The sequence below is a fragment of the Nonomuraea sp. B12E4 genome, assembly GCF_039871825.1.
Lineage (GTDB): Bacteria > Actinomycetota > Actinomycetes > Streptosporangiales > Streptosporangiaceae > Nonomuraea.
In genome coordinates this window covers 46,058-70,079 of the sequence record NZ_JBDPME010000005.1, presented here as the reverse complement: position 1 = coordinate 70,079, position 24,022 = coordinate 46,058, and the positions used below count along the sequence as shown (strand labels likewise).

General features: G+C 72.8%; 20 protein-coding genes. 9 read left to right on the top strand and 11 right to left on the bottom strand.

Going from position 1 to position 24,022, the window contains the following annotated elements; genetic code table 11:
- Positions 1-81 precede the first annotated feature (81 nt).
- The 3 genes from ABGB18_RS14000 to ABGB18_RS13990 all read left to right on the top strand — a co-directional run bounded on the left by ABGB18_RS14000 (position 82) and on the right by ABGB18_RS13990 (position 3,162).
- Entirely contained in the window at positions 82-975 is an 894-nt protein-coding gene (locus ABGB18_RS14000; RefSeq protein ID WP_347695903.1) for an NAD(P)H-binding protein, read from the top strand.
- A gap of 114 nt (positions 976-1,089) precedes the next feature.
- Positions 1,090-1,668, top strand: a complete 579-nt coding sequence (locus tag ABGB18_RS13995; protein WP_347695902.1) for a cupin domain-containing protein — start codon at positions 1,090-1,092, stop codon at positions 1,666-1,668.
- A 75-nt stretch (positions 1,669-1,743) separates the two neighbouring features.
- The gene (locus tag ABGB18_RS13990; protein ID WP_347695901.1) at positions 1,744-3,162 is read left to right on the top strand and encodes an FAD-binding oxidoreductase; all 1,419 of its coding nucleotides are present in this window, start codon (positions 1,744-1,746) and stop codon (positions 3,160-3,162) included.
- A gap of 26 nt (positions 3,163-3,188) precedes the next feature.
- Here the strand turns inward: ABGB18_RS13990 and ligD are convergent, their stop codons facing one another.
- Together ligD and ABGB18_RS13980 are read right to left on the bottom strand one after the other, a co-directional pair.
- Positions 3,189-4,385 (bottom strand): non-homologous end-joining DNA ligase, encoded by a 1,197-nt coding sequence (ligD, locus tag ABGB18_RS13985; RefSeq protein WP_347695900.1) that lies wholly within the window; start codon positions 4,383-4,385, stop codon positions 3,189-3,191.
- A gap of 190 nt (positions 4,386-4,575) precedes the next feature.
- Positions 4,576-5,325: a crotonase/enoyl-CoA hydratase family protein gene (locus ABGB18_RS13980; RefSeq protein WP_347695899.1), complete on the bottom strand. Its 750-nt coding sequence runs from the start codon at positions 5,323-5,325 to the stop codon at positions 4,576-4,578.
- A 215-nt stretch (positions 5,326-5,540) separates the two neighbouring features.
- On the opposite strand from ABGB18_RS13980, the gene ABGB18_RS13975 reads away from it, so the two are divergent.
- On the top strand, positions 5,541-6,467 hold the full coding sequence (locus ABGB18_RS13975) for a hypothetical protein (protein WP_347695898.1): 927 nt from the start codon (positions 5,541-5,543) through the stop codon (positions 6,465-6,467).
- Positions 6,468-6,694: 227 nt separating this feature from the next.
- Here the strand turns inward: ABGB18_RS13975 and ABGB18_RS13970 are convergent, their stop codons facing one another.
- A complete protein-coding gene (locus ABGB18_RS13970) occupies positions 6,695-8,392 on the bottom strand; it encodes an acyl-CoA dehydrogenase family protein (protein WP_347695897.1) in 1,698 nt (565 codons plus the stop codon).
- A gap of 31 nt (positions 8,393-8,423) precedes the next feature.
- Here ABGB18_RS13970 and ABGB18_RS13965 point away from each other — a divergent pair, with 31 nt between their 5' ends.
- Complete coding sequence (locus tag ABGB18_RS13965; RefSeq protein WP_347695896.1) at positions 8,424-9,140, top strand: PaaX family transcriptional regulator C-terminal domain-containing protein; 717 nt, start codon at positions 8,424-8,426, stop codon at positions 9,138-9,140.
- 60 nt (positions 9,141-9,200) lie between these two features.
- Here the strand turns inward: ABGB18_RS13965 and ABGB18_RS13960 are convergent, their stop codons facing one another.
- Positions 9,201-9,806: a response regulator transcription factor gene (locus ABGB18_RS13960; protein ID WP_347695895.1), complete on the bottom strand. Its 606-nt coding sequence runs from the start codon at positions 9,804-9,806 to the stop codon at positions 9,201-9,203.
- Between the two features lie 172 nt (positions 9,807-9,978).
- Between ABGB18_RS13960 and ABGB18_RS13955 the strand changes: the two genes are divergently transcribed.
- Entirely contained in the window at positions 9,979-10,455 is a 477-nt protein-coding gene (locus ABGB18_RS13955; protein WP_347695894.1) for a carboxymuconolactone decarboxylase family protein, read from the top strand.
- On the opposite strand, the gene ABGB18_RS13950 is transcribed toward ABGB18_RS13955, so the two are convergent.
- Together ABGB18_RS13950 and ABGB18_RS13945 are read right to left on the bottom strand one after the other, a co-directional pair.
- Complete coding sequence (locus ABGB18_RS13950) at positions 10,424-11,470, bottom strand: zinc-dependent alcohol dehydrogenase family protein (RefSeq protein ID WP_347695893.1); 1,047 nt, start codon at positions 11,468-11,470, stop codon at positions 10,424-10,426. The two genes, ABGB18_RS13955 and ABGB18_RS13950, sit on opposite strands and share 32 nt — an antisense overlap.
- Position 11,471: 1 nt before the next feature.
- Positions 11,472-12,302: a helix-turn-helix transcriptional regulator gene (locus ABGB18_RS13945; RefSeq protein ID WP_347695892.1), complete on the bottom strand. Its 831-nt coding sequence runs from the start codon at positions 12,300-12,302 to the stop codon at positions 11,472-11,474.
- Between the two features lie 102 nt (positions 12,303-12,404).
- On the opposite strand from ABGB18_RS13945, the gene ABGB18_RS13940 reads away from it, so the two are divergent.
- The 3 genes from ABGB18_RS13940 to ABGB18_RS13930 all read left to right on the top strand — a co-directional run bounded on the left by ABGB18_RS13940 (position 12,405) and on the right by ABGB18_RS13930 (position 15,656).
- Positions 12,405-13,115, top strand: coding sequence for an SDR family oxidoreductase (locus tag ABGB18_RS13940; protein WP_347695891.1), 711 nt, complete (start codon positions 12,405-12,407; stop codon positions 13,113-13,115).
- A gap of 35 nt (positions 13,116-13,150) precedes the next feature.
- A complete protein-coding gene (locus ABGB18_RS13935) occupies positions 13,151-14,548 on the top strand; it encodes a glutamate--cysteine ligase (protein WP_347695890.1) in 1,398 nt (465 codons plus the stop codon).
- Between the two features lie 91 nt (positions 14,549-14,639).
- The gene (locus tag ABGB18_RS13930; protein WP_347695889.1) at positions 14,640-15,656 is read left to right on the top strand and encodes a hypothetical protein; all 1,017 of its coding nucleotides are present in this window, start codon (positions 14,640-14,642) and stop codon (positions 15,654-15,656) included.
- 73 nt (positions 15,657-15,729) lie between these two features.
- Here ABGB18_RS13930 and ABGB18_RS13925 read toward each other — a convergent pair whose 3' ends face one another.
- The 5 genes from ABGB18_RS13925 to lanKC form a co-directional block, all read right to left on the bottom strand.
- The gene (locus ABGB18_RS13925) at positions 15,730-17,718 is read right to left on the bottom strand and encodes a prolyl oligopeptidase family serine peptidase (protein WP_347695888.1); all 1,989 of its coding nucleotides are present in this window, start codon (positions 17,716-17,718) and stop codon (positions 15,730-15,732) included.
- Positions 17,715-19,451, bottom strand: coding sequence for an ABC transporter ATP-binding protein (locus tag ABGB18_RS13920; protein WP_347695887.1), 1,737 nt, complete (start codon positions 19,449-19,451; stop codon positions 17,715-17,717). Before ABGB18_RS13920 ends, ABGB18_RS13925 begins: the two co-directional genes overlap by 4 nt.
- A complete protein-coding gene (locus ABGB18_RS13915; RefSeq protein ID WP_347695886.1) occupies positions 19,448-21,178 on the bottom strand; it encodes an ABC transporter ATP-binding protein in 1,731 nt (576 codons plus the stop codon). Before ABGB18_RS13915 ends, ABGB18_RS13920 begins: the two co-directional genes overlap by 4 nt.
- Before the next feature lie 94 nt (positions 21,179-21,272).
- Positions 21,273-21,404 (bottom strand): SapB/AmfS family lanthipeptide, encoded by a 132-nt coding sequence (locus ABGB18_RS13910; protein WP_103955008.1) that lies wholly within the window; start codon positions 21,402-21,404, stop codon positions 21,273-21,275.
- Complete coding sequence (gene lanKC / locus ABGB18_RS13905; protein WP_347695885.1) at positions 21,376-23,937, bottom strand: class III lanthionine synthetase LanKC; 2,562 nt, start codon at positions 23,935-23,937, stop codon at positions 21,376-21,378. The genes ABGB18_RS13910 and lanKC overlap by 29 nt, the downstream gene beginning before the upstream one ends.
- Between the last annotated feature and the right edge of the window lie 85 nt (positions 23,938-24,022).

Here is a 24,022-nt window from a genome sequence, read left to right as displayed (position 1 = left end):
CGGGCTCCCGGCGTCGGGCCCGGTGTCATGGAAGGAGATCCGCCGGGTAATCGAAGGGGATTCGCGGGGTAGAGGAGCGGCATGCGCATTCTGGTCACCGGAGCCACCGGGACGCTGGGCGGGGCGGTGCTGCCCGCGCTGGTCAAGGCCGGTCATCAGGTGCGGGCGCTGAGCCGTGCCGGGAGGGATGGCCGGGGGAACGTCGAGTGGGTGCGGGGCGACCTCATCTCGGACGGCGGCATCCGCGACGCGGTACGCGGTGTCGAGGCGATCGTCCACCTGGCCACGAGCGGCCGCAGGGGGCGCGGCGCCGTGGACGTGCCGGGCACCCACATGCTGCTCGCCGCGGCCCGCGCGGCGGGGGTCTCGCACCTGCTGTTCACCTCGGTGGTCGGCGCCGACCGGGCTCCGGTCGGCTATCTGAAGGACAAACTGGCGGCCGAGCACCTGGTCGCGGAGAGCGGCCTCGGCTGGACGGTGCTCCGCGCCACCCCGTTCCACCAGTGGCTCGACCGGCGGCTCGGCGATTTCGGGTCGTACCCGGCGCTGCCGGTGGACCGCTCGCTGCCCTGGCAGCCGGTCCACACGGGCGAGGTCGCCGCGCGGGTGGCCGCGCTGCTCGCCGCGGGCCCCGCCGGCGGCGCGCTCGATTTCGGCGGTCCGCAGGTGCTCGGCATGGAGGACCTGGTCAGGACCTGGCAGAGCGCCCACGGCCGGAGCCGCCCCCTGCTGCCCGTACACTTCCCCGGCAGGCTTTACGCGGCCCAGCGCGCCGGCGACTTCCTCACCGACGCCACCCCCAAGGGTGAGATCACCTGGCACGCCTACCTGTTCCCGCCGCCGCCCGAGCCGTCGGACGACTTCGCCTCCGAGCACACCGCCTCACCCACCAGCCCGGCGACCCAGCCGGAGCACGATCCCGACCTGCGCGTCTACGGCGGGGACGAGGGCTACCAGCGCCCGACCCGCGGCTGACCTCCCTTTACGCACTCGTTATTCCACTTCCCCTTGCTGGGAATTGTCCTGCCTCTGTACGGTCCTTTCATTGTCACTTAACAACTTGTTCAGTGCAGCCAATCGAGAGGTTCGATGACGGAGTCGGAGAACGCCCGCTTGGGTGCGCGGATCCGCGCCTACCGCAACATGCGCCACATGACCGTGCGTGCCCTCGCGGCCCAGGCGCAGGCGAGCGCGAGCTTCATCAGCCAGCTGGAGCGCGGGCAGACCAGCTCCAGCATCGGGATGCTGCGGCGGATCTCCTCGGCGCTGGGCCTCACGGTCGCGGACCTGTTCAACGAGGAGGACCACGTCGGGCACCGTGTGGTCCGCCGCGAGGCACGTCCGGAGCTGCGGACCGCCCCCGGCACCCGCAAGTTCCTGATCTCCCAGCGCCCGCTGCGGAACGTCGAGGTGTACGCCGGGGAGTTCGAGCCCGGCTCCTCCACCGGGGCCGAACCCTACGCCCACGGTGACTCCCAGGAGATCCTCCTGGTGCTCCGCGGGCGGATCACGCTCTGGCTCGGCCCCCGCGGAACCGCCGACGTCCACGTGCTGGACCCGGGAGACAGCGTGGAGTACCGGACCTCGGTCCCGCACCGGATCGTCAACGAGAGCGACGGGCCCGCCGAGGCGCTCTGGGTGATCGCCCCGCCCAGCACGTCCTCCTGAACCCGGCAAGGAGGGACGGCGCGCCTCCGACTTCATCCCGCTGCCTGACTTCCTCGATGTGGAGGCTGTACGTATATGAGAGGCATCCCGCTGACCAAGGACTTCGCCAACGGCGAGGTCTCCTTCTGGTATCGGCAGATCGGCCTGCCGGACCGGCGGGCCGCGCTGCCGGGGCCGCGTCCGTACGACGTGGCCATCGTCGGCGGCGGCTACACCGGCCTGTGGACCGCGTACTACCTGAAGAAGGCCGACCCGGGACTGCGCATCGCGATCCTGGAGAAGGAGTTCGCCGGGTTCGGCGCCTCCGGGCGCAACGGCGGGTGGCTGTCGGCGGAGTTCGCCGGCTCGCGCAAGCGGCACGCCAAGGCGCGCGGGCGGCAGGCGATGATCGACCTGCAGCACGCGATGTTCCGCGCCGTGGACGAGGTCATCTCGGTGACGCGCGAAGAGGGCATCGACGCCGACATCCACAAGGGCGGCCTCATCCACGTGGCGACCAACCCGGCCCAGCGGCGGCGGTTGCACGATGAGCTGAAGGACCTGCGTACCTGGGGTTACGGCGAGACGGACCTGCGCCTGCTGGACCGCGACGAGCAGCGTGAGCGCGTGCAGGCGGCGGGTACGCTGGCGGCCGCCTACTCCCCGCACTGCGCCCGCATCCAGCCCGCCAAGCTGGCCGTCGGGCTGGCCGCCGCGGTGGCCCGGCTCGGGGTGGACATCTTCGAGAACACGCCGGTGACCGAGATCCTGCCGCGGCGGGACGGCGGCCAGGCCACGGCGATCACCCCGCGCGGGGCGGTCACGGCGGACTACGTCATCCGCGCCACCGAGGGCTTCACCGCGTCGCTGGCCGGGCAGCACCGGCAGTGGCTGCCGATGAACAGCTCCATGATCGTCACCGAGCCTCTGCCTCCCGAGGTGTGGAAGCACATCGGGTGGCCGGGCAACGAGCTGCTCGGGGACGAGGCGCACGCCTACATCTACGCGCAGCGGACCGCCGACGACCGGATCGCGATCGGGGGACGGGGGGTGCCCTACCGGTTCGGCTCGCGTACCGACAACCGGGGGGCCACGCAGCCGCAGACCGTGGCGCTGCTGTGGCGGATGCTGATCAAGCTGTTCCCCGCGGCGGCGGACGCGCGGATCCAGCACGCGTGGTGCGGCGTGCTGGGCGTGCCGCGCGACTGGTGCTCGACGGTCCACCTGGACCACGCGACGGGTCTCGGCTGGGCGGGCGGCTATGTGGGCAGCGGCGTCACGACCACGAATCTGGCCGGGCGCACCCTGCGCGACCTGGTGCTGCGGCGGGACACCGAGCTGACCAGGCTGCCATGGGTGGGCCGCCAGGTGCGCCAGTGGGAGCCGGAGCCGCTGCGGTGGGCCGGCGTGCAGCTCATCTACGCGCTGTTCCGCACGGCCGACCGGCGCGAGAACGGACACGGCACCACGACCTCGCCCTACGCCCGGCTGGCCAACCTGATCTCAGGCCGCTGACCCGGCACCCGGTCCTCGGCTCGCGGTCAGCCCGGGGAGGCGCCGTGCCAGGGGTCGTAGTCGACCTCCAGCGGCTCCTGCGGCGGGCGCTCGTCCTCCGGGACGTGCTGAAGGTTGACACGGATGCGATACCAGACGCTGCTGCGCCCCCGCATGGCGTCCACCAGCACGTCAGCGGGCTCCAGCTTGGCGGCGGCCGCCGGGTGGCGGGCCTTCCACCGCTCGAACCCCGCCAGCGCCTCCTCCTTGTGCTCCGCCTTGGCGATCTCGAGGAGGGGCATGGTCTGCTGCCTGCGCCCGCTGCCCTTGGGCGCCTTGGGCGCGGGCCCGAGCTCCTCGGCCAGCGCGAGCAGCCCGTCGAGCGAGCCCGCGTGCAGGTCCATGTCCGCCCACGGGTCGCCGACCTCGGCCAGCCGCTTGGGCACGGTGTCGATGGTGAAGCTCCCGGGCCGGCAGCCGGGCACCTCGTCCCAGCTCAGCGGGGTGGACACGCGGGCGTCCTGCACGGCGCGCACGGAATAGGCGGAGGCCACCGTGCGGTCATAGGCGTTCTGGTTGAAGTCGACGAACACCCCGTGCCGCTCCTCCTTCCACCACCGGCTGGTGGCCAGGTCGGGGGCCCGCCGCTCGACCTCCCTGGCCACCGTCTCGGCCGCCTTGCGGACCTTGGCGAACGGCCAGCGCCGCTCGATCCTGGCGTAGACGTGGAACCCCCGCGAGCCCGACGTCTTCGGCCACGCCACCAATCCGTGGTCGGCCAGCACCTCGCGGGCCACCTGGGCCGTCCTCAGCACGTCGGCCCACTCCACCCCCGGCACCGGGTCGAGGTCGATGCGCAGCTCGTCGGGCCTGGCCAGGTCGTCGGACCGCACCGGGTGCGGGTTGAGGTCGACGCACCCCAGATTGACCACCCACAGGAGCTGCGCCAGATCGGTGCACACCACCTCTTCGGCGCTCAGCCCCGACCGGTATTTCAGCTCGGCGACCTCGACCCACTCGGGCCGCTTGGCCGGGGCCCGTTTCTGGAAGAACGCCTCCTCTTCGATCCCGTGCACGTACCGCTTGAGCACCATCGGCCGCCCGTGCACCCCCCGCAACGCCCCCTCGCCCACGGCCTGGTAGAACCGCAGCAGGTCGAGCTTGGTGTGCCCCGACCGCGGGAAGACGACCTTGTCGGGACTGGTGATGCGCACCTCACGGCCCGCGACCTCGATGTCAGGCATACGGGTCACCATACGCGGCCCCACCGACAACAGCCGGACCGAAACCACACTGACACTCACGGTCAGAACCGGCCGACGACATCGCCCATCACAGCCGGTCGAAGCACGCACTGGGCCGGCGACCACGACAGTGCGGACTCCGCCGGCCACAGCTTGCCGAAGTCGCCGTAGCGGCCGTTGCGGCCGCCGGCTACAGCTTGCCGAAGTCGCCGTGGCGGCCGGCACCGGCGGCGAACCTTGCCGCGCCCCCGCTGGCCTCCGGCAGCGAGACGAGCCCGTGCCGCAGCTCGTTGCGCATCGCCTCCCGCTCCCCCAGCCCGTCCTGCTCCAGCAGGGACAGCCGGTCCCCGCGCAGACAGGCCTGCGGGAAGCGGGCGAGGTCCCGGGCCAGCGCCTCGGCGTGCCGCCGCGCGGTGCCGGTGGGGACGAGGCGGTTGACCAGCCCCCACTCGTACGCCTCCCGCGCCGCCACCGGCCGCCCGGTGAGGATCATGTCCATGGCCCGCGACGAGCCGATGAGCCGGGGCAGCCGTACGGTGCCGCCGTCGACGAGCGGCACGCCCCACCGCCGGCTGAACACCCCGAACACCGCTCCCTCCTCGGCCACCCGCAGGTCGCACCAGAGGGCGAGCTCCAGCCCGCCGGCCACGGCATGCCCGGCGACGGCGGCCACGACCGGCTTGGTGAGGACCATCCTGGTCGGCCCCATGGGCCCGTCGCCCTCCTCGCCGACGTGGTTGTCGAGCGCCTTGAGGTCGGCTCCGGCGCAGAACGTCCCGCCCTCGCCGCACAGCACCGCCACGGCGGCATCGGACCCCTCGAAGTAACGGAACGCGTCCGTGAGCGCGTCGGCGGTCTTGCGATCGACGGCGTTACGCGCCTCCGGCCTGCTGATCACCACGGTGGTGACGAGTCCGTCCCGCTCCACACGTACGGTCATGCGGCCCTCCTCGGAATGCGATCATGCGGCCTTCCTCGGGAAACGTGCCGAGCGTACGCCTCCCCCGGAGCTCGGGCCAGAGCCACCGCCCACGGGCCGAGACACCTCGCGGGCAAGCCCCACCGCACCACAGTACGACGTGGGGCGGCAGGACCTCCGATCGAAGCATGCGAACAACCGTCACGTTCCGCGCTCGCATGATTACAATGAGCGCCATGCCGTCTCCCCCGCACGACGCCCTCGTAAAGATGTTCCAGGACCGCCCCCAACTGGCCGTGGACATCCTGCGCGACCGCATGGGCGTGCAACTGCCCGCCACTCCGCTTCTCCACTTGGAGAAGAACACCTTCAACACCCGGCCCTCCGACGACTTCGAGGCCGACGTGGTCATCTCCATGGGGCCGCCGAAGGACCTGGCGCACGCGATCATCGTCGAGGTCCAGAACGACCAGTCCAAGGAGCCCCGCCAGCTCGCCCGCTACGCCGCGGCGCTCTGGTTGCTGACCCGATGCGACGTCACAGTCCTGGTCGTCTGCCCCGATCGTGCGGCCGCCAACTACTACTCACCACCGATCGAGACCGGGCTGACCGGCTATCGGCCGCAGGCCCACGTGCTGGGTCCGGACGACATCCCGGCCATCACCGACCCGCAGGACGCCGCCGCCGACCTGGCATTCGCGGTCATGTCCGTCATGGTGCACGGCCGCAACCGCAAGGTCGTCGAGGCGTTCAACGAGGCGCTGCCGTACGCGCCCGCCGAACACGCTACGCAGTACACTGAATACGCATACAGCATGGCCGCGCCAGATATCCGGCGCATCATGGAGGAGATCATGACGTCCACCGACTGGCCGGTCTACAGCCCCTTCGCTCGCGAACACTTCGGTCGCGGACGCGAAGAGGGCAAAGCGGAAGGAAAAACGGAAGGGAAGGCTGAGGGGAAGGCCGAGGGGAAGGCCGAGGGGAAGGCCGAGGAAGCGGCCGGGTCGGTGCTGCTCGTGCTGGCCGCTCGCGGCTTCGACGTCCCCGACGACACCCGCACGCGGATCACCACCTGCACGGATCTCACCCAGCTCCATGCCTGGCTCACCCGCGCGGCCACTGTCCCGGCCCTCGAAGACCTGTTCAACCCACCGAGCTGACAGCGCCCTCCGAGACCCGATCCCGCACCGCTCACCTCTCACGCCCCCGCGCTCCGAGACCCGATCCCGCACCGCTCACCTCTCACGCCCCCGCGCTCCGAGACCCGATCGCACACCCCCTCACAACCCCACCGCCCCGCCCGAGCGGGCCAGTGGTTTGCAGGTGGCGCGTCCGTACGGGTTCCTGTTGCCGATGGGCTGACGGCGTTCGAAAACCGCGACACGGGTCAGAGCTCGATCGCTCCGGCGAGGAGGTCGTCGAAGCGTTCCAGGTCCTCGGCCGGGCGGTCGAGGCAGCGGAGCGGTCCCTGGTCGGCGAGATGAGACTCGCAGTACAGGCGGGCCACCAGGGCCTTGCGGTCACCGGCGCCGGCGCGCTCCTCCCAGCCCGCCTGCTCCACCAGCAGGGCCGCCGCGTAGATGTCGGCCATGAGCTGGGCCAGCGGATACAGGCGGGCCTCGGCGACGTCGGCGCTCAGCCCGGACCAGGCGGTGATCGCCTTGCGGAGGTCCTCGATCCGGGTCCGGACGAGGCCGGCGGTCGCGGAGTCGCTGGCGGGCGCCTCGGACACGGCGGCCGCCAGGCGCTCCAGGAAGGGCTCGTGGGCGCTCTCGCGCACCATGGCCCGGCGCACGTCGAGGCAGAGGATGTTGTCGCCGCCCTCCCAGATCGGGTTGACCTGGGCGTCCCGCAGCAGCCGGGCCACCGGCCACTGCTCGATGTAGCCGTTGCCGCCGTGCACCTCGATCGCGTCGCTGGCCGCCGTGACGCCGAGCCGGGCCGCACGCAGCTTGGTCAGCGCGGGGGCGAGCCGCAGCCGGGGCCCCACCATACCGTCGAACACCATCGCCTGAGCGGCCTCGACCTCGACGATCAGCTCGCTCAGCTTGCGGCGCATCAGCGGCTGTTCGATGAGCGGCCGGCCGAACGCCTCGCGTGCCCGCGCGTAGCAGACCGACTCCACCAGCGCCCGCCGGGCCACGCCGACGCCCATCATGGCCACGCCCAGCCGGGAGGCGTTGGTGAGCTTCATCATCGTCCCGAGCCCGGACCCCGACCCCTGGCCGGCCAGCAGGAACGCCTCCGCCGCGGCGAACTCGACCTCGGCCGAGGCGACCGACCGCGTGCCGAGCTTGTCCTTGAGCCGCCTGATCCGCACCCCGTTGCGCGTACCGTCCCGCCGCTCCCACAGCACCAGGAACGGCGCCACCGCGCCCTCCGGCAGCCGGGCCAGCACCACGAACGCCGAGCCGTTCGCGTTGGAGGCGAACCACTTGAACCCGGACAGCGACCACGCCTCCCCATCGGGCGCCGCCGCGGCCTCGAGCGCCGCCAGGTCGGAGCCGCCGGTCCGCTCGGTGAACATCTGAGCGGCCTCGCCGGAGTAGTAGCCATTGGCGAAGATCTCCCGCACCCGATCGCGTACGTCCGGCGGCGCGTACTTCTCCGCCAGGGACACCACCATGTCCCCGCCCGTGCCGAGCGCGCACCCCATCCCGATGTCGGCCTGGTCGAGCAGGTACATCCAGGCGGCGGCGAGCGCGGCGGGGTCCGCCCCGTTGGCGCGGGCCTCCTCCGCGAAGGTGGGCGCGGTGAAGTTGTCCGCCATGAGCGCCCGCCGGGCGGCCTGGAACGACGGCGGCATGACGACTTCGCTGACGTCCCTGCCCCACTTGTCGTACTTCTCCAGCCGCGGCGGGTTGCGGTCGGTCTCCTCGGCGCACTCGGCGACCAGCCCGCCCATCAGCGCGCCGAGCCGGTCCAGGCGCGGCTCGGCCCAGGTGTGGCCGGCGCCGAGGTGACGCCGCATGAGCAGCCGCAACGCCGGGTCGCAGCGCCACCAGTTGCGCCCGGTCGCGCCCTGGTAGTGCTCGGTGGCGTAACGGTCACTGTGGTCGAAGGGTTCGACGAGATAGCGCCCCATACTCGCGAGTGTTACATATACTCGACATGCGATGGAAGAGCGTAATAACCTCAGTGCCCGATCGGCCGTGCTGAGCGCGTTGCTGGGCATCCATCCGCCTCGCCTCCCGGCCCGTCACCTGGTGCGTCTCGGCGGGGTGTTCGGCATCGCCGAGGGCACGGTCCGGGTGGCCCTGTCGCGCATGGTGGCCGCGGGCGACCTGGTGCTGTCGGACGGCCACTACACGCTGTCGGAGCGGCTGATCGAGCGCCAGGCCCGGCAGGACGAGAGCCGCGACCCGCACACCAGGCCCTGGGACGGCACGTGGGAGGTGGCCGTCGTGACCGCCGAGCGGCGCGCGCCCGCCGACCGGGCCGCGCTCAGGCACGCCATGACCGCGCTGCGCCTGGCCGAGCTGCGCGAGGGCACCTGGATGCGCCCGGCCAACCTGGTGCGGGCGTGGCCGGGGATCGTCACCGGCCAGTGCACGCTCATCGACGGCCGCCCGCACGGCGACCCCACTCCCCTGCTGTGGGACCTCGACGGCTGGGCGGCCGAGGCCCGGCGGCTGCGGCGGGCGCTCGATGACGCGGAGGGCCTGGCCAGGGGCTTCCTGGTGTCGGCCGCCGTGCTGCGCCACCTGCTGGCCGACCCGCTGCTCCCCGCGGAGCTGCTGCCGGCCGGCTGGCCCGGCGCCGCGCTGCGGGCCAGGTACGACGACTTCGACCGCCACTACCGCCAGGCCCTGCTCGCGCACCTGGAGGAGTGACGGCCCGCCCGTGCCGGGCCGCCCGGGGCGTCCGGAGCCGGGCGGCCCGGCGGCACGGGATCAGATCCAGCCGGACTCCCTGGCGATGCGGATGGCATCGATCCGGCTGCGCGCCCCGAGCTTGGCCGTGGTCCGGCACAGGTAGTTCCGTACGGTTCCCTCGGCGAGGTAGAGAGAGGCGGCGATCTCCCCGATGGAGGCCCCGCCCGCCGCGGCCCCGATCACGTCCAGCTCACGCTGGGTCAGCGGCGTCTCCGACGGGCGCATCGCGGCGATGGCCAGCTCCGAGTCGATGACCCGCTCTCCCTCGGCCACCCGGCGGATCCCGTCGGCCAGCCGCCCCGGCGGCGCGTCCTTGGCCATGAAGCCCTTGACGTGCGCGTCGAGCGCCCGCTTGAGCAACCCGGGCGTGCCGACGCCGGTGAGGATGAGCACCCCGCACTCGGGGAGCTTGTCGTGCAGCTCCTTGGCGGCGGCGAGCCCATCCTTGCCGGGTAACGCGATGTCGATCACGGCGACGTCGGGACGGCTGGCATTCGCCGCGGCCAGGATACGGTCGCCTCTCTCGACCTCGGCCACGACCTCGATGTCCTCCTCGTAGGCCAGTAGCGCCACGAGCGCTCCCCGTACCAAGTGCATGTCCTCAGCGAGCAACGTTCGAATCACCAGGCGGTCCTTGTGGTCGACAGGCTTGCAACGGCTGGGGGCCCCTCAATCCTGGCCCATTGACCTGATCGTGCAAAGTCCTTCTGTTTGACGGTCAATCATTTCCCCGTGCCTTGCCACGCTAACAAGCGATCGCTCGATTTTGGGAATGTTCACGACCATGGATCCCCGAGTGCGCCCCCTTCCCCCCGATGAGTGGGACGATTTCACGAAGACCAACCCCTACAACGTGTTCGCCACGCTGGCCCGTCATCCCGAGCTCTACCAGGGCTGGTTGCGGTTCGGCGGCGCGCTGCTCAACGGCAGGCTCCCGGCACGCGACCGGGAGCTGGCCATCCTGCGCACCGCGTACCACGCTGACAGCGCCTATGAGTGGGCCCACCACAGCCGCGCGGCCCTGGCGGCCGGCCTGACCGCCCAGGAGGTCGAGTCGGTACGCCAACTGGACGCCCTGTGGTCCGTCGAGGACCAGTTAGTGCTCCAGGTGGCCGACGACCTCCACTACGCGGGAGACCTCACCGACGCCACCTGGCGGGCGCTCTGCGACCGCTACGACGAGGCACGCAGGATCGAGCTGGTCATGCTCGTGGCCCACTACGGCATGCTGGCGCTGGTGCTCAGGACCCTCCGAGTGGCGATCGAGGAGTGATCATCGTGACCCCCGGCACCGACCCGATCGACGCCAGCGCCTTGCCGGCGTCGGCCAGCCCGATCGTGCGGGTGACGAGCTGGTCGGGGTGCAGGATCCCGGCCCTGATCATCTCCAGCATCGGCGGATAGGCGTGCGCGGCCATGCCGTGGCTACCGAGCAGCCGCAGCTCCTGGCTGATCACCCGGTCCATCGGCACCGGCGTGGGCCCGCCGGGCAGGAGCCCCACCTGCACGTGGCGGCCGCGCCGGCGCAGGCTCTCGATGCTGGCGGCACAGGTCGCGGGATTGCCCAGCGCGTCGATCGACACGTGCGCGCCGCCCCTGGTCAGCTCCCTGACCTGGGCCGCGGCGTCACCGGCCGAGCCGTTGACGAAGTGCGTGGCCCCCGCCAGCTCGGCCAGGGCCAGCGCGTCGCTGCTGATGTCCACCGCCACCACCCTGGCACCGGCCGCCGTGGCGATCATCACCGCCGACAGGCCCACGCCGCCGCAGCCGTGCACCGCCACCCACTCGCCGGGGCGTACCTCGCCCACCTGCGACACGGCCCGGAACGCGGTCGCGAACCGGCAGCCGAGCCCGGCCGCCGTGGCGTAGGCCATGTCCTCGGGGACCGCGATGAGGTTGACGTCGGCGTGGTGGACGGCCACGTACTCGGCGAACGAGCCCCAGTGCGTGAAGCCCGGCTGGGTCTGCCGCTCGCACACCTGCTGGTCGCCGCTGGCGCAGGACGGGCAGGAGCCGCAGGCGCAGATGAACGGGACGGTCACCCGCGCGCCGGGCAGCCAGCCGCGCACGTCGGAGCCGACCGACTCCACCACGCCTGCCAGCTCGTGCCCGGGAACGTGCGGCAGGACCGCGATGTCGGGATCGTGCCCCTGCCAGCCGTGCCAGTCGGAACGGCACAGCCCCGTCGCCTCGACCCTGATCACCGCGCCGTGCCGGGCGGGGGTGGGATCGGGCAGCTCACGCACGTCGAGCTCGCCACCGAAAATGTCAAACGCTACCGCTCGCATCTCATGAGCTTATGGTCAATTGCCGCAGCTCGCGCAAGGCCTGGTGCGAGGGAGAACCGGGTTCGGTCGTGTAGAGGACGAGGCGGAGGTCGTCCCGGTCGGGCACCGGCATGACCTGGCAGATCGCCTCGATCACGCCCACCCGCGGATGGTGCACGCACTTGCGCTGCTCCCTGCGGACCTCGACCTCGTGCCGGGCCCACAGCTCGGCGAACTCCGGGCTGAGCGCGAGCATCTCGGCGACCAGCGCCTGCAGCGGCGCGTCGTCCGGGTAGCGGCCCAGCGCCACGCGCAGGTCGGCGACCGAGGCGCGGGCGAAGCGGCTCTTCTCCTCGTCCTCCAGGTACTCGGCGATGTCGGGCGACTTGAAGACCCAGCGGATGACGTTGCGCTGGTCGGGCGACTGGCTGTCGAGGTCGTGCATGAGGAGGTTGGCCATCGGGTTCCAGGCGCGGATGTCGCACCTGGCGTCGAGGACGTAGGCGGGCACGTCCTCCAGGAACGCCAGCAGGTGCAGCAGGCTGTCCGGCACGTCCTCCCTGATCCTGGGCGCCTCCAGCGCCTGGCCCGCCAGGTCGAACAGGTGGGCGCGCTCGTCCTGGGTCATCATGAGCGCCCGGGACAGCGCGTTGAGCACCTGCCTGGACGGGTGCGGGCCGCGGCCCTGCTCCAGCCGGATGTAGTAGTCGATCGACATGCCCGCGAGCTGCGCGACCTCCTGCCTGCGCAGGCCCGGCGTGCGGCGACGCTCACCGCTCGGCAGCCCCACTTCCGTCGGGGTCACGCGGGCGCGCCTGTTGCGCAGGAAATCGGCCAGCTCGTCGCGGTTCATGCCTCCATACTCGGCCATGGCGGGCGGAGCGTGGGTGGTACCGCCGATCCCAGCCTTCGCACGTCTCTCCCGCACCCCCACCACCAGCGCGAACGTCGAGACATGACAAAGATCGCCCTCGTCACAGGGGCCAACAAGGGAATCGGCTACGAGATCGCGCGGCTGCTGGCCGGGCAGGGCGTCACATCGATCGTGGGGGCGCGCGACGAGGAGCGCGGGCGGGCCGCCGCCGAGCGGCTGGGCCAGCCGTACGCGCGGATCGACGTGACCGACGAGGACAGCGTGGCCGCCGCCGCGAAGTGGATCGAGCGCGCGTACGGCACGCTCGACATCCTGGTCAACAACGCCGGGATCTCCGGCGACCTCGCGCGGGCCGTGCCCAGCGCCACCCCGGTCGCGGAGCTCAGGCAGGTCTACGAGACGAACGTGTTCGGCGTCGTCACCGTGACCAACGCCATGCTGCCGCTGCTGCGCAGGTCGCCGGCCGGCCGGATCGTGAACATGTCGAGCGAGCTGGGCTCGCTGGCCATGGCGACGGCCCCGGACAGCCCCTTCGCGGACGCGAACTTCATCGCCTACAACTCCTCCAAGACCGCGCTCAACATGGTCACCGTCTGCTATGCCAACGAGCTGAAGGACACCCCGATCAAGGTGAACGCCGCCAACCCCGGCTACTGCGCCACCGACCTCAACGGGCACTCCGGGTTCCGTACCGCGCAGGAGGGCGCGGCCATCGCCGTACGGCTGGCGAACCTGGGCGCGGACGGCCCCAGCGGGGCCTGCCTACAGGATTCCGGCGTCGTTCGCTGGTGAGGTGTCGAACCTAGCAATTCGGACAGAAGGGGGGCATGGGAAGAGATCTGGATAAGGAGCGATTTACCGAAGCGGAGTATGCCCGCTTCGGGGAGCGCATCCAGGAGCAGCTCACCGTGCTGCGCGAGCTGCTCGACACCCCCGGCTTCGGCCAGGGCGCCACGACGGTCGGAGCGGAGCTGGAGCTGTTCCTGATCGACGGGCGGGGCCGGCCGCTGCCGCGCAACAGCCAGGTGCGCGACACCCTGGACGACCCGCGGGTCGTGCTGGAGCTGGGGCGCTTCAACATCGAGGTGAACCTCACCCCGGTCCCGCTGGCGGGCCGGCCCTTCGAGGTGCTGAGCGGCGAGGTCCAGGAGGCGATCACCATGGTGGACGCGGCGGTCGAGGACGGGGGCGCGCTGCCCATCGGCATCCTGCCGACGCTCGACGCCGAGGACTTCACGGTGGGCGCGATGAGCGACCAGAACCGTTACCGGGCCATGAGCAGGGGCATCCGGCGGCTGCGGCTGGAACCGTTCCTGGTCAAGATCGAGGACCTGGAGCTGGCCGTGGAGGACGTGATCCTGGAGAGCGCCAACACCTCCTGGCAGGTGCACATCCGCACGCCGCCCGAGCGTTTCGCCCGGCTGTTCAACGCCGCCCAGATCGCCATCGGGCCGGTGCTGGCGGCGTGCGGCAACTCCCCGTTCTTCCTGGGCCGGCGGTTGTGGGAGGAGACGCGCATCGCGCTGATGGAGGAGGCCGTCGACGATCGGGACGTCGAGCGGCGCTACCGCAGGGAAGGGCGGGTCGCGTTCGGCTCGGACTGGGTGCGGGAGGGGGCTTATGAGCTGTTCGAGCGGTACGTCCGGGACTACGACCCCGTGGTGCCCAACCTGACGGACGACGCGGAGCCGCACGAGGTGCCCGAGCTACGCCTGCACCAGGGCACGATCTGGCAGTGGAACCGGCCCGTCTACGACCCGGCCGACGGCGGGCACCTGCGGGTCGAGATGCGGGCGCTGCCCGCCGGGCCCTCGTGCGCGGACATGGCGGCTAACACGGCCTTCCTGCTCGGGCTGGCGATGTCGCAGGCCGAGCGGGATCTGACCGGTTACCGGTTCGCCCAGGCGTACCAGAACTTCTACCGCGCGGCCAGGGACGGGCTGGACGCCAAGCTGTCGTGGCCGGGGCGGGACGGCGAGTTCATGGCCGCGGAGCTGGTGCTGAGCCTGCTGCCCGAGGCGAGGGACGGGCTGCTGGCCGCCGGCGTGGCGCCCGGCGACGCCGACCGCGCGCTGGAGGTGGTCGCGCAGCGGACCCGGACGCGGCGGACCGGGTCGGCGTGGCAGCGCGAGGCACTGGCGCGCTTCGACGGGGACCGGGAGCGGCTGGTGCGGCGCTACCGCGAACTGGCGTTGTCGGGCACGCCCGTGCATTTGTGGCCGTGATCGGCAGAACCTTTCGCCAACCTCAGCCGTCACCGATCCGTCAAACTAGGTAAAGAGACGGAAAAGCGAGGAGAAAGTGGCGGCATCGGGGATGGTACCTACAGATAAAGCCCGTTTCGCGCTCCGGCGGGAGACGGGTGATCTGCCCGAAGGCGCGGCCAAGCTGGCCGAGGAGATCGGCGGCACGGCCGTGGAGGCGGTGCTGGCGCAGGCCAACAGGACCGCCGTACGCAGGGGGGCCACGGCCGCGATCGGCTCCATGCGGCCGCGCCCCGCCGAGTGGTACGCGTTCGACGACGGCGACCAGGACACCGCCGACTGGTATCCGCAGGGGCTGACCGGCGGCTCGGACTCCGGCTCCATCGGGGTGCCGGTGTTCATGGTGAGCTGGTACTTCAAGCCGGAGGCCGGTGAGCGGGGGATCAGGCTTTCCTTGCTCAGCCCGCAGACGCTGAAATATCGCCATGCGCTGCTGGTCGCGGCCGGCCCGGACGGCGGCTACGGGCCGATCGACATCCACGCCGGCGGCATCGCCTGCTTCGGCGACCTGCTCTACGTCGCCGACACCGTCCGCGGCCTGCGCGTCTTCGACCTCGGCAACCTGCTCGACCTGCGCACCGCGCAGAACGACCTGGGCGACCCCGAGCGGGTCGGCCGGCACGGCGGCAAGTTCCACGCCTTCGGCTACCGCTACATCATCCCGCAGACCGACCACTGGCAGGTGGTGGCGGCGGGGCCGCGCTTCTCGTTCGTGGGGCTCGACCGCAGCGGCGACACGCCCCTGCTGATCACCGGCGAGTACCGGGCCGGCGATTCCGACGGGTGGGTCGGCCGGTGGGGCCTGGACCTGGCCGGGGGCGAGCCCCAGGACGCCTTCGTGATGGGGCACCCCAAGATCCAGGGGGCGCTCTCGCACGCGGGCACCTGGTACCTCAGCCAGGCGGGCGAGTCCAACACCACCAACGGCAAGCTGATCGTGCACGCCGGTGAGGAGTCACGGACCAGGCCGTTCCCGATCGGGCCCGAGGACCTGACCGTGCAGGACGGGAAGCTGTGGAGCGTCAGCGAGTTCCGGAACAAGCGCACGGTCTTCGGAGTCGCCCTCTGACGCTCACGGGTCAGGTCCGCGGGGCCGATCGGGAACGGCCTGGCCCTCGGGGTCTCCGGCTGAGGCCCGCCGGTCAGGTCTGCGGGCTTAGGCCGGTGTGGGCGGCCAGGAAGGCCAGTATGTCGGCCGCCAGGCCGACCGACCGGCTGACCGAGCGCGCGCCGTGCCCCACGTCCGGCTCGTTCCTGAGCAACACCGGCCGGTCTCCCCCGGCCGCCCACTGCAGCGCGGCGCACATCTTGCGCGCGTGCATGGGGTTCACCCGGGTGTCCGCCGCCGAGACCGTGAACAGCGTCGCCGGGTAGTCCGCGCCCCTCCTGACGTGGTGGTACGGCGAGTAGCCGAGCAGCCAGCCGAGTTGCTCGGGGTCGTCGGGGTCACCGTACTCGCCGGTCCAGGTGGCGCCGAGGCCGCTGCGGTGGTAGCGGGCCATGTCGAGCAGGCCCGCCGAGCACACCGCCGCCGCGAACAGGTCCGGCCGCTGGGTGACGGCCGCGCCGACGAGCAGCCCGCCGTTCGACTCGCCCCAGACGCCGAGTTGCCGGGGGGTCGTCCACCCGTCGGCGACCAGCCGCTCGGCCGCCGCCACGAAGTCGTCGAACACGTTCTGCTTGCGGTCCAGCATGCCGTCCCGGTGCCAGGACTCGCCCTCCTCGCCGCCGCCCCTGAGGTTGGCGATGGCCAGCACGCCGCCCGCCTCCACCCAGGCCAGCGAGTCGGCGGCGTAGCCGGGCATGAGGGGGATGCCGAAACCGCCGTACCCGCTGAGGATGGCCGGGCGGGGACGGCCCCGCGACGGGCGCGCGACCACGACCATGCGGACGAGGGTGCCGTCGGCGGAGGCGTACTCGATGTGGTGGCTGCGCACCTCGGGCAGCCAGGCCCGGCCGGGCGGGGCCGACCAGCGGCTGGTGGAGCGGGTGTGGGCGTCGTAGCGCCAGATCTCGGCGGGGGTGACGGCGTCGGTGTAGGCGAACCACGCCTCGCCGCCGCCCTCCGGTCGCGAGGTGAGCGAGGCGACCGAGCCGCTGCCGGGCAGCGGCACGTCGGCCAGCCACTCCCCCGTACGGGCGTGGTGCACGGCGATCTCGCCGACCGCGTGCCGGGTCCTGGAGACGAGCAGCAGGTCGCCGTCGAGCAGCGTGAACGTGCCCAGCACCGCCTGCGGATCCTGCGGAATCAGCTCCCGCCAGGCGGTGGGCTCGGCGGGGTCGGCGACGCAGAGCCGGCGCCGCGGGGCGTCGCGGTCCGTGAGCAGGTAGAGGCGGCCGTCGCCGGCCACCGCGCCCGCCGTGCGGGCGTGCGACCCCTCCTGCACGGGCCGGAGCTCCGGCCGGGCCGGGTCGCGGCCGGACAGGTCGGCCAGCCAGAGCGAGTTGCCCGACGCCGTGCCCGCGGAGATCGTCAGCCAGCGGCCGCCGGCGCTGATCTGCACCCCGTACGAGACCGCGCCCCGGGTGAACACGGGGACGTCCGGGCCGCCGATCCGGTGCAGGTACACGCCGTCGTGGAAGCGCACGTAGTAGAACGCCTCGCCACCCGGCAGCCAGGCGACCGCCGAGTACCGGCAGCCCTCGATGGGGCCGTCGATGACGACGCCGCTGTCGAGGTCGCGCACGTGGAGGGAGGCCTTCTCGTCCCCGCTGCGGGAGATCTGGTACGCCAGGCGGCGGCCCTCCTGGTCGGGCTGCCAGTCGTCCAGCGTGGTGAGCCCGGTGGGGTCGAGGGCCATCGGGTCCAGCACGGGGCGGTCGTCGCAGTAGAGGACGGGGTGTTCCTGGGAGGCGTGCTGGCGCAGGTGGAACCGCCGCTCGCCGCGCCACACGGGCGGGGTGACCAGGCCGGTGTCGCCGAGCTCCGCGAGCCTGGCCAGGAACCGCGTGCGCAGCGGCAGCCGGGCGGCGCTGTCGTGCCACAACCGGTCCTGCGCGGCCAGCCAGTCACCGGTGCGGGGGTCGGCGGGGTCCTCCAGCCAGCGGTACGGGTCGGGGATCTCGTGCCCGTGGACGCGGTCGGTGAGGGGGAGGCGTTCGGCGGGCGGGTAGCTGTGGGGAAATTTCATGACACGGGCTCCGGGTGCCAGTGGCCGGCCAGGTCCGCGTACAGGGGCGAGGTCCTGACAAGCTCGTCATGGGTTCCGACGGTGACCCGGGCGCCGTCCATGAGCAGGATGCGGCGGGCGCGCAGGGCGGAGGTGAGGCGGTGAGCCACCACGATGAGCGTGCCGCCGCGCCGCGCGAAGGCGTCCTCGGCCCGTGCCTCGGCGGCCGGGTCCAGGTGGCAGGTGGCCTCGTCCAGGATGATCAGCGGGGCGGGGGCGAGGTGGGCGCGGACGAGCGCGATGAGCTGCCGCTGCCCGGCCGACAGGGCCGCCGGGTCGAGCGGGGCCTCGTACCCGCCGAGTTCGGCCACCAGCCCGGTGGCGCCGACGGCCGCGACGGCGGCGGCCAGCTCCGCGGGCGTCGCTGCGGGCCGGAGGTAGGCGAGGTTCTCCAGGAGGGTGCCGCGGAAGACGTAGGCCTCCTGCGGGATCAGCACCCGGGCGGCGGGGTCGACCTGGTCGGCGGGGATGCCGCCGACCAGGGCCCGACCCCCCTCGGGGCGGAGCGTGCCGCTGATGAGAGCGGCCAGCGTGGACTTGCCCGCGCCGCTCGGGCCCACGATCGCCAGGTGGTCGCCCTCGGGGATGGTGAGGTCGAGGCGGTCGAGGACGGGGGCGGAGTGCGGTCCGTACGCGAAGGTGACGACGTCGAGCCGCACGTCGGAGGTGGCCGGCCGGATCCTGTCGCGGGGCGGCCCGGCGGGCGGGACGGCGGTGGCGATGCGCCGCAGGGTGGCGGCGAGGCGCACGCCACTGACCCCGAGGCCCTGCACCAGGCCGCCGAGCGCGGGGGCCAGGGACTGGGTGACGTACGCGAGCGCGCCCACGATCACGCCCGCCCCGGCACCGCCGCTCAGCAGCCACGGGGCCCCGGCCAGCAGCAGCACGACCGGCAGCCAGCCGCCCACGGCCAGCGCGGCGGTGCGCACGGCGGTCACCCGGGCGAGTGCGCGGGCGGCCCCCGCCTGCGCCCCGGCCTGCCGCCGCAACCGGCCCGCCACGCTCTCCTGCAGGCCGCACGCCTCGATGTCGCGCAGCCCGCCCGCCATGTCCGTCATCGCCTCGGTCAGGCTCTCGTCGGCGAGCAGGAACGCCCGCTGCCGCCGCGCCAGGGCGGGCAGCGACGCCAGGAACAGCGCCAGCCCGGCGACGAACGGCGGCAGCACCAGCACGAGCGCCTGCGGGGCCAGCGTCAGCAGCCCCAGCGCCACGCTGGCCACCGTGAACACGAACCCGCGCACGGTGGTGACCACGGCCGCGAAGGCGTCCCTGGCTATCTCGACCTGCAGCCCGGCCCGGGCCACGGCGGCGCTGTCGCCGCGGGCCTCCTGGCGCAGGGCGCCCTCGACGACGTGAGCCAGCAGGTCGTCCCTGAACGGCTCCGCCACCGCCGCCACGCCCAGCACGACCTGGCGCGCGGCCACGGCGGCGGCCGTCCACGTCACGCCGAGCGCCGCCAGCCACGCCAGCCCGACCAGCGGCTCGGCCCGGGCGAACCCGTCCTCGATGGCCCGGGCGACCGCGTGCCCGATCAGGAACGCGGGGCCCGCCTCCAGGACGGACCAGAGCATGATCCTGACGAGCTGCCTCGGCTCCCGCCGCAACGCCCGCCAGAACCCGGCCTCCCGCCGCTCCACGCCCCCGGCACGCCGATCCGGTGTTCCGGGAGGCGTCGTCCGGCGGGGCGGCCTCATGGCGCCGTCCCCTGGAAGACGGCCCGGTAGTCCGGGTCCTGCCACAGGACGTGGTGCGGGCCGCGGGCGCGTACCCTGCCGTCCTCCAGCCAGACCACCTGGTCGGCGCGGGCGGCGGTGGCCAGCCGGTGGGCCGCGATCAGCCGGGTGCGGCCGAGGCGGTCGGCGGTGAGTGCCCGGCTGACCTGGCGCTCCGTGACGGTGTCGAGGCTGGAGGTGGCGTCGTCCAGCACCAGCAGTCGCTCGCCCTGCGCGAACGCCCTGGCCAGCCCGATCCGCTGCCGCTCGCCGCCCGACATGGGGGCCTCCCGCAACGGGGTGCCGTAACCGAGGGGCGAGCGCCGGATGAAGGTGTCCGCGCACGCGGCCCTGGCGGCCTCCACCACGGACCGCGCCACCACCTCCGAAGCCGTGCCCGGCGTGTCCGAAGCCGTGCCCGGCGTGTCCGGAGCCGTGGCCGGGGCGGGGTTCCGGGCGATGGCCTCGCCGAGGGTCTCGCCGATCAGCACCGGGCGTTCGAAGGCGTACCCGATGGCGCGGCGCAGCTCGGCGCGCGACAGCTCCCGCAGCGGGACCCCGTCGAGCAGGACGGTCCCGCGCTCGGGGTCGGTCAGCCGGCCCGCCAGGGCGGCCAGCAGCGACTTGCCTGACCCGGACCGCCCCACCACGGCGGTCACCGAGCCGCCCGGGATGGTCAGGTCGCCGACGGTCAGGCCGCCCGCCGTCACGTCGCGGAACTCGACGCTCCCCGGCCCGGCCGGAAGGGTGCGGGTGCCGTGCGGGACGGCGGGCAGGGCGAGGACCTCCGCCACCCGGGTGGCGGCGGCGCGGGCCCTGGCCAGGCCGCCGAGGTGGCCGAGGGACGTGCTGAGCGCCGTGCCGAGCACGGCGTAGCGGGCGGCGGCGTACAGCTCGCCGATCGTGAGGTCCCCGGCGGCGAGCATGAATCCGCCCGCGATCAGCACGGCGACCTCCAGCAGCGGCACGACCAGCCCGGACTGCACGGCGGCGGCCGCGTTGGCGCGCCACAGCTCCATGCCGCGCGCCCGCAGCCTCGGCAGCGGCTCCAGCACCCGGCGTGTCTCCTGGGCGGCGGTGCCGGCGGCGGCGATGGTCCGGGCGCCGTCCAGGGCGTCCACGAGCCGGGCCGCGATCTCGCCCTGGACCTCCTGGTAGCCGCCCGCGATCACGGTCGAGGCGCGCAGGAAGGCGCGCAGTGCGAGCAGGATGACGACGATGCCCAGGCCGAGTGTCAGCGTCAGCCAGGGCGAGATGAGGGTGAGCGCCACCAGCGCGCCGGCCGTCGGCACCAGCAGCGCGAGCGCGCTCATCACGGTCTCGGGTGCCCGGCCGGTCTCCTCGGCGTTGAGCCCGGCCCTGGTGACGAGCTCGCCTTCGGGGAAGCGCCGGGTGGCCGCGTGGCCGGCGCCGAGCACGTGCCGCAGGACGCCGAGCCGCAGCCTGGCGGCCGCGTGGGCGCTGCTCGCGCCGCTCGCCCAGACGCCGAGACTCTCGCACAGCATGACGCCCGCGACGACGGCGACGCAGACGAGCAGCCAGGTGCCTGCGCCGGGGCGGCTCGCGACGATGAGGTCCAGGGTACTGCCGACGAGGTACGGGATGGCCAGCTCACCGGCCGCGCCCGCGACCGCGGTGACCGCCAGCACGACCGGCCAGGGGCCGCCGCGCCGTACGGTGCCGATCACGAGCCGGTCTCCGGAACGCACCCCGGCCTCCTTCGTCGGCCCCACAAGGGGGGATCGCAGGGCGTCCCCGCGCCGTCACGAGCCGGCGACGCGGGGACGACCGATATTTCAGGTGTCAGTGGCAGAGAGCGACACTGAGGTTGCTGGGCTTGCCGGAGTGGCATGAGAGAACGGTGAGCGTGCTACCGCCGCTGGCCACGTCACTGGCCGCGGGAGCCTCAAGACCCTGCAGGTCGAGAAGAACCATGTGTTACACCTCCTTCCGATGGCTCGTCGGGGGCAGGCCGCTCGGGTGCGGCCTCCAGGAACGGCAGGTGGACCGGCTGGTCACCCAGCACCGCAGCGAGGGCGAAGAGCACGCCCGCCGTTCCGGTCGCGAAATCCATGGACAGGCGCAGCAACTGGTCTCCGGGGAAGGCCAGTCCTCCGCCGTGGGGCAGCGCGTGCCAGCGCAGACCCCGTATGTCGCCGTCGAGCGCCGCGATGATGCCCGCCCGCCCGGTGAACAGCCCGGACTGCACGAAGAAGCCGGAGCGCCCGGCCAGCCGCAGCCGGGCCAGCGCCGTCGCGAACTCCTCGTCGTGCCGGTGCGCGAGGTAACGCGCCAGCACCAGGGCGATCCCGGCCGACCCCTCATCCAGGTACGGCAGCACCCGCCACCCCTGGTTGACCTGGAGCGAGCCGTCCTCGGTGGCCCGGCACCGGCGCAGGTCCTGCCGGAGCGCGGTGGCCGCGAGGTCGAGCAGCCCGTGGTCGCCGGTGTGCTCGTGGGCGCGCAGGAAGAGCAGCGCGGGCCCCGACGAGCCGTACATCAGCCCGGCCCGGGGGTGGGCGCCGCCGCTGATCCCGGAAACGGGGACGCCGAGGCGGTCCGCGCAGATGTCCACCGCGCGCAGGGCCAGGTCGGGGCGGCCGAAGCGGAGGAGGTTCAGCCCGATGCCGGATAAGCCGGAGAACAGCGCCGATTCCAGGCTTTCCCACTTCTCGCGCAGGCAGACGTCGATCAGGTCGCGGGCGTGCCCGTGGTGGCCGAGCAGGTCGAGCACGTACGCGATGCCGTGCATCCCGTCGTACAGGCCGAGGCCGGAGCCCTGGGCCGGGCGGAGCGCGCGCTCGCACAACCACTGCTCGTAGGCGGGGAACGGCCCGAGGCCCGCCCGCGCGAGCGCGAACAGCACGCCGGCCGCGCCGTGGGCCAGGTTGAGACCGCCACCCGGCTGGAACTGGGCCACATCGCCGGGGAACAGCCGGTCGTCCCGCTCGGGCGTGGCGCTCGCCGTGATGGCCCGGCTCATCGCCTCCCGCAGCTCGGGCCAGGTGGCCGTGCCCGGCATGGGCAGGCCCCGCGCCCAGTCCTTCGCGTCGGAATCGGCGTCGGAGACGGTGGCCACGGCCGTGTCCACCAGGTCCTCCGGCACCGGGAACGTCTCCTTGACCAGCGCCCCGAGGTGGGCCGCCTTCGGCCGGTGCAGCGGCAGCATGATCGTGCACTGCGGCGCGAACAGGCCCAGGCGCAGGCAGGCGAGCGCGTACCGGTCGATGTCCACGCCCTGCCGGTCGGCCGGCGGGGCGAAGGCCGGGTGGGCGAGCGCCGCGCGGGCCCGCTCTTCGGCGAGGGTGGCGACCTCATAGTCGATGAGCGCCACCCGGCCGTCCTCGGTCAGCAGGATGTTGTCCGGGTGCAGGTCGCCGAAGACGACCCCGCGCTCGTGCACGGACGCGACGGCCCGCGCCACGTCCTCCAGCGTCCGGACCGCCCACGCGGTGTACTCGGCGAGGTCGGCGTCGGTGCAGGTGGCGCGGGTGAGCGGGTAGCGGTGCACCAGCCGCCGCTGCAGCGGCGTGCCGTCCACGAACTCCTGGACGAGGAAGTGGTGCTCGCCCAGCGTGAAGTAGTCGCGCAGCGCGGGCACGGCGGGCAGCCCCGACAGGCGCTCCAGGATGTCGCGTTCGTGCCGGATCCGGGTGACGGCGTCGCGTCCGGCCGCGTCGAGCCCGGCGTGCGGCCTGGCCTCCTTGAGCACCACCCGCTCCCCCGTGCCGGTGTCGCGGCCCAGGTAGACGCCGCCGCCGTTGGAGAAGTGCAGGACGCTCTCGATCGCGTACGGCAGCCCGCTCATGGTGACGGCGTTGCGGGCGGCCAGATGGGGCTCCAGGAACCCGGGCAGCGTCGTCCACGGCGGCACCGAGAACGTGGCGCCCCGCACGTCGGGCACGAGCCGCCCGTCGCCGTCCTCGACGGCCAGCACGCGCTCGCCGGAGGAGGACAGGCAGTGGCGTTCGTGGAAACCGCCGTACCTGACGAACAGCGGGCCGGTGCCGTAGCGCAGGTCACTGAGGATGTAGGGGCCCTGCACGTCGCGCAGCAGTTCGTCGAGCTCCTTGAGGACGAGTTCGAGCTGGCCCTCGTCCCGGGGGTAGACGGTGAGGAGCTTGCCGCTGGAGGCGCGGGAGGCGGCCTTGGAGTTGACCATGACGAGCACGGGGGTGCCGCGCAGGAACTTGAAGGCGATCCCGCGCGGGACGCAGTAGTCCCATACGGCGGTGATGGCCCGCTCGGCGTCCTCCACGCGGGCGGACACGTGGATTTTCCAGCCTTGCGCGGGGAGCGGCGGCTCGTTGTCAGGGGCGTAATAGCACCAGGTGTCGGTCAGCGCATTCGACCAGCCGGCGGGAATCGGCCGGCTGAGAAGGGGAAAGTCGGCGTTCTCGGCCGTGCTGTGTTCCAGCGTGTCGTAGAAACGCTGGTCCACCAGGCAGTGGAGCTCGTACTTGTCCATCTGGCGCTGACCTCCGGGGCGGTGTCACAAGAAGAGTGCCGCCGGCGGACGGTCCGGTCTAGTTACACGGTGCACGGGCCGATTG

What these genes read in the sequence shown, in the direction of transcription:
- ABGB18_RS14000 (WP_347695903.1), top strand. Translation starts at nt 82, where the DNA reads ATGCGCATTCTGGTCACCGGAGCCACCGGGACGCTGGGCGGGGCGGTG.
- ABGB18_RS13995 (WP_347695902.1), top strand. Translation starts at nt 1,090, where the DNA reads ATGACGGAGTCGGAGAACGCCCGCTTGGGTGCGCGGATCCGCGCCTAC.
- ABGB18_RS13990 (WP_347695901.1), top strand. Translation starts at nt 1,744, where the DNA reads ATGAGAGGCATCCCGCTGACCAAGGACTTCGCCAACGGCGAGGTCTCC.
- ligD (WP_347695900.1), bottom strand. Translation starts at nt 4,385, where the DNA reads ATGCCTGACATCGAGGTCGCGGGCCGTGAGGTGCGCATCACCAGTCCC.
- ABGB18_RS13980 (WP_347695899.1), bottom strand. Translation starts at nt 5,325, where the DNA reads ATGACCGTACGTGTGGAGCGGGACGGACTCGTCACCACCGTGGTGATC.
- ABGB18_RS13975 (WP_347695898.1), top strand. Translation starts at nt 5,541, where the DNA reads ATGCCGTCTCCCCCGCACGACGCCCTCGTAAAGATGTTCCAGGACCGC.
- ABGB18_RS13970 (WP_347695897.1), bottom strand. Translation starts at nt 8,392, where the DNA reads ATGGGGCGCTATCTCGTCGAACCCTTCGACCACAGTGACCGTTACGCC.
- ABGB18_RS13965 (WP_347695896.1), top strand. Translation starts at nt 8,424, where the DNA reads ATGGAAGAGCGTAATAACCTCAGTGCCCGATCGGCCGTGCTGAGCGCG.
- ABGB18_RS13950 (WP_347695893.1), bottom strand. Translation starts at nt 11,470, where the DNA reads ATGCGAGCGGTAGCGTTTGACATTTTCGGTGGCGAGCTCGACGTGCGT.
- ABGB18_RS13945 (WP_347695892.1), bottom strand. Translation starts at nt 12,302, where the DNA reads ATGAACCGCGACGAGCTGGCCGATTTCCTGCGCAACAGGCGCGCCCGC.
- ABGB18_RS13940 (WP_347695891.1), top strand. Translation starts at nt 12,405, where the DNA reads ATGACAAAGATCGCCCTCGTCACAGGGGCCAACAAGGGAATCGGCTAC.
- ABGB18_RS13935 (WP_347695890.1), top strand. Translation starts at nt 13,151, where the DNA reads ATGGGAAGAGATCTGGATAAGGAGCGATTTACCGAAGCGGAGTATGCC.
- ABGB18_RS13930 (WP_347695889.1), top strand. Translation starts at nt 14,640, where the DNA reads ATGGTACCTACAGATAAAGCCCGTTTCGCGCTCCGGCGGGAGACGGGT.
- ABGB18_RS13925 (WP_347695888.1), bottom strand. Translation starts at nt 17,718, where the DNA reads ATGAAATTTCCCCACAGCTACCCGCCCGCCGAACGCCTCCCCCTCACC.
- ABGB18_RS13920 (WP_347695887.1), bottom strand. Translation starts at nt 19,451, where the DNA reads ATGAGGCCGCCCCGCCGGACGACGCCTCCCGGAACACCGGATCGGCGT.
- ABGB18_RS13910 (WP_103955008.1), bottom strand. Translation starts at nt 21,404, where the DNA reads ATGGTTCTTCTCGACCTGCAGGGTCTTGAGGCTCCCGCGGCCAGTGAC.
- lanKC (WP_347695885.1), bottom strand. Translation starts at nt 23,937, where the DNA reads ATGGACAAGTACGAGCTCCACTGCCTGGTGGACCAGCGTTTCTACGAC.